General features: G+C 68.7%; 4 protein-coding genes. 3 read left to right on the forward strand and 1 reads right to left on the reverse strand.

Annotated features, from left to right (window positions below; genetic code table 11):
- Positions 1-383: 383 nt before the first annotated feature.
- On the reverse strand, positions 384-1,520 hold the full coding sequence (locus E2C05_RS29360) for a glycosyltransferase family 4 protein (protein WP_133223165.1): 1,137 nt from the start codon (positions 1,518-1,520) through the stop codon (positions 384-386).
- A 184-nt stretch (positions 1,521-1,704) separates the two neighbouring features.
- Between E2C05_RS29360 and E2C05_RS29365 the strand changes: the two genes are divergently transcribed.
- From E2C05_RS29365 to E2C05_RS29375, 3 genes are all read left to right on the forward strand, one after another.
- Positions 1,705-2,466, forward strand: a complete 762-nt coding sequence (locus E2C05_RS29365; RefSeq protein ID WP_158292457.1) for a TylF/MycF/NovP-related O-methyltransferase — start codon at positions 1,705-1,707, stop codon at positions 2,464-2,466.
- Positions 2,467-2,818: 352 nt separating this feature from the next.
- Positions 2,819-3,568 carry a YdcF family protein gene (locus E2C05_RS29370; RefSeq protein ID WP_133223167.1) on the forward strand — a complete coding sequence of 250 codons (750 nt, stop codon included), beginning with the start codon at positions 2,819-2,821 and terminating at the stop codon, positions 3,566-3,568.
- A 271-nt stretch (positions 3,569-3,839) separates the two neighbouring features.
- Positions 3,840-4,185, forward strand: a 346-nt coding sequence (locus E2C05_RS29375; RefSeq protein WP_205083173.1) for a hypothetical protein, incomplete at its 3' end; no start/stop codon positions are given.

The following is a 4,185-nucleotide window of genomic DNA, read 5'->3' on the forward strand; positions in this document are numbered from 1 at the left end:
GCGGTCATACCGACCGCGGTTCTCCGGCGTCCACATCCCGCCAAATCGCGCACCACCCGCCGCAACCCGCCAGTCACAACCGATTCAGATGACTCACCATGTTCCCGGATGGACACTAAGGGCGGCCGGCAGTTATGGCCGCCCTCGGCACCCCGTTGCGCTAGGTCATGCCAACGGTCGTACAGGATGACCTTCGGCCGGTGCAGCCGACCAAGGTGCCGACGGCGCCCGCCGCCGCAGTCTTCACGGGCGTCGCTGCGTGACGTCGGCGGGAAGTCGCAATGCGGCGCGCCAAGGCCCTGGGCCAAGGTCCCTTGGGGCCGCCCGGCTCTTGATGGCACCAGGCCAATGCCAACGGTCATGCGCGATGACGGTTGTTGGCATCAGGCCGCCAGGTAGGCGGCTTCCAGCCCGGCGACGATCTCGCTCCAGAGGAAATGGCCGGCCCAGGCGCGGCCGGCCTCGCCCATCCTGGCGCGCAGCGCCGGATCCTCGCCCAGGCGGCGCATCGCCTCGGCCAGGGCGGGCACATCGTCCACCGGCACCAGCAGGCCGGTGCCTTCCGGCACCACCTCCGGCACCCCGCCGACGCGGGTGCCGATCACCGGCGTGCCGTAGCGCATCGCCTCGATATAGGGCATCCCGAAACCCTCGTAGCGGGACGGCATGACGAAGACATCGGCTGCGGCATATTCCGCTTCCAGCACCGCTTCCTCGACCATGCCCAGCACCCGCACGGCCGTGCCGAATTCCGCCTGCAGGGATGCGGTGGTCGCCTCCGAGATCCGGCCGATGACGGTCAGCACCCAGCCTGGCCGGCGCACCGCGGCGAAGGCGGCGCGCAGCAGGTCGAAACCCTTGCGGTGATCGTCCACCCGCCCGACAGAGAGAAAGCGGGCGGCGCCAGGTTCGGACGGTGGCCGCGCATGCGGGCCCGCCGGGTCCACGCCGTTTGGCAGCACCGCGAACCGGTCCTGCCGGGCCCGCGGGTATTCCTGCAGGAACAGGTCATAGTCCACGCGGGTCAGGTGGAAGATCCGTCGGGCGGTCGCCACCGGCATCCGGTTCAGCCCGTGCAACAGCGAATTGTAGAAGACCCGGCCTGCCACCGCATCCGGATGGAAATGAGGCGAGTAGAAGAACTTCTTGCCGTGCCGCCAGGCATGCCAGGCGGCGGCCTGTGCCCAGGCTGGGGCGGCGATCTGGTGGGCGTGCAGCACATCCGGCCCGATGCGGCGCAGCGCCGCGCCCAGGCCGCGGATCACCAGCCCACCATTGTTCAGGTAGAAGAAGCGCCAGCCGGGAGAGCGGACCAGCACTTCCAGCCGATGGATGGTGAAGCCTTCCATCGTTTCGGTGGCCGGGATGTCGGGGAATTCCCCGTGCGGGAAGCGCAGCCGGCTGCTGACCACATGCACCTCGTGCCCCCGCCGGGCCAGGTGGCGGGCGTGGTTCAGCATCACCTTCTCCACCCCCTCCAGCTGGGGCCAGAAGAAGGGTCCGACGATGACAATCTTCACGCGGGCTCGCTCCTGAGGCGATAGGCCGGCGGCTTCTTCCAGATCAGGTTGTGAACCGCAAGGGCGTGTTGTAGCAACCTCCTTAACCGTTCGTTATGAGGCTCTCATGTCGTTGTCGCTGGCGAAGCCGCTTCGGAAGGTCGCTCGTAAGGCCCTTGAGGCGGGCGGCATCGTATCCCTTTCCATGCAGGAATGGCGGGCGCTGCGCGACATGCGCACCCTGCGCAACGTGCACAAGCAGGACGTGGTGGAGATCGAGGAGCTCTATCGCCGCTTCGTCTTCCCCGACCTGCCACGGGATCCGAAGCGGGCAGAGATCCTGCACAACCTGCACGGCACGACGGTGGGGGAGGGGGTGCATATCGTGCACTACCTGCATCGTTCCCTAGCGGTACCGGGCGATGTCTGCGAGTTCGGCTGCAACGAGGGCGCGACCTCCCGCCTACTGGCGCACGAGATCCTGCCGGAGGCGGCGCGCCGGCTCTGGCTGTTCGACAGCTTCGAAGGCCTGCCAGCGCCGACCGAGAAGGACCGGCTGATCGACGACATCGCCGGCTATGGCAGCATGGATGCCTACCAGGGCGACATGCGGGCGCATGAGGACCAAGTGCGGGACAAGCTGGCCCTGGTGCCTTTCCCGGCGGAGCGCACCCGCATCGTCAAGGGCTGGATCGACCAGACGCTCGCCACCCCGGATGTGCCGGCGCAGGTCGCCTTCGCCTATGTGGACTTCGACTTCTACGAACCGATCCGGCTGGCACTGGAATTCCTCGACCGCACCATGCCGCCGGGTGGGCATGTTGTGGTGGATGACTACGGCTTCTTCTCCGAAGGCGCGCAGCTGGCGGTGGACGAGTTCGTGGCGGCCCGGGGCGGCCGCTGGGTGCGCCACATGCCGGAGCCTGCGGCGGGGAAATTCTGCACGCTGGAACGGCTGGGCAGCTGACGCCGGGCTTTCGGCCCGGGACCCGCGGGCTATCGGCGGCGGGTCGGCATGCCGGCCCACTGCAAGGCCTGGCCCGCAGGGCGGGTCCAGGCGCCCTGGGCCTTGCCCCGGGTGGGCAGACGATGCGCCCTCTCGATGGCCATGCCCTTCATTCCTCGGGCAGGGCGGGCGACCGGGCTGGAGGACGATAGGCCGGGATCCTGCAATGATCTGGGCTGATCGCGCGCGGGCCGGCGCAAGGGCGGGGCATCGGCAGCGCGCAAAGCGACATGGCCAAGGCGGTCGGCCTTCAGGCTGACCGGGATGAGCCTTCGGCCGCCCATCCCGGACGGGCGGCGGAGCGGGGGAAGGCATGTCGCTGCAAGGGCTCATGACCAATCTTCTCCTGCCGCCGCTGCTGCTGGCGCTGATCGGCCTCGGTGCCGGGCTGCTGGCTTGGCGCGGTCGGCGCAAGGCGGGGGCGTTGGCCGCCTTGGCCGCGCTCGGGCTGCTGCTGCTGGCCACGCCCTTTGCCGCCGGCCATCTGACGGTGGCGCTGGAGGCCCAGGTGACGGCCGGGCCACCGTCCGCGTCACCGGGGGCGATCGTCGTGCTGGGCGGGGAGATGGCGCATGGCATGGCCGGGCCGGAGGTGGGTCCGCTGACGCTCGAGCGGCTGCGCAGCGCGGCGGCGCTGCACCGCCGCACCGGCCTGCCGTTGCTGGTGACGGGCGGGCCGCTCTCGCCCGGGGCGCCGCCGATCGCCAGCCTGATGGCAACGAGCCTGGCCACCGATTTCGGCACCCCGGTGCGCTGGGTGGAACCGCGGGCACGCGACACGCGTGAGAATGCGCTGTTCACCGCCGCGCTGCTGCGGGGGGAGGGGATCGGCGCGGCGCTCGTGGTCAGCCATGGCTGGCATCTGCCGCGGGCGCTGGCGGCCTTTGAGCGGGCTGGGTTGCCGGCCGGGGCGGCGCCGGTGCGGGCCGGCCGGCGGCCGGGCGGCACGGGATCTGACTGGGTGCCACGGCCGGACCACTTGGCCCAGAGCTGGCTGGCTTTGCGGGAATGGGCCGGGCTGCTGGTCTACCGGCTCCGCGATGGCGCAACGACAAACCAATAATTCATAGATGCAATTATATCAATAATAAATCGAATCGCCAGCGTAGTGCGGTGGTTAGGAATACAGGCGTCCATAGGCAGAACTTCGTCCATGACCGCTCAACGGAGCCATTCGTCTGTTACGGCCCATCGGTCGACAGCGCCCGGAAAATCACTTGACCGCGATTCTTTGATGACTATGACGGCATCACAAAGAGTTTACGGCCGATAAATTCATCCATGCCTGGGGAACAGCAATGGCGGCACAGCTGAACAGGATCAACCTTGCCGGCTTGGCCGGCAAAGGGCAGGACGATGCGGGCAGCGCCTTCCAGGCCACCGGCGTCACGGCCTACCAGCCCGTCGCATCGCATCTGCTGGGCTGTGGCTGCGGCGCCTGCGGCATGCCAGCCCTGATCGATACGAGCAGCCTGCCCGCTTCCGCCACCACGCTGCCGACGGAGCCTTCCGCGACGGCCGGGATGATCGAGGCGACGGTGTCGCTGACCGACACGCCGGTGGGCGGCCTGGTCAGCTATGGCGACACCTTCAAGCTGCACAGCCAGGCCAGCTCGCCCTACAAGATCTTCCTCGACTTCGGCGGCCACACCACCACCGGAACCGCCTGGAACAGCTTCT

The sequence above is a fragment of the Paracraurococcus ruber genome (assembly GCF_004353985.1).
In the GTDB taxonomy this organism is placed as follows: Bacteria; Pseudomonadota; Alphaproteobacteria; order Acetobacterales; family Acetobacteraceae; genus Paracraurococcus; species Paracraurococcus ruber.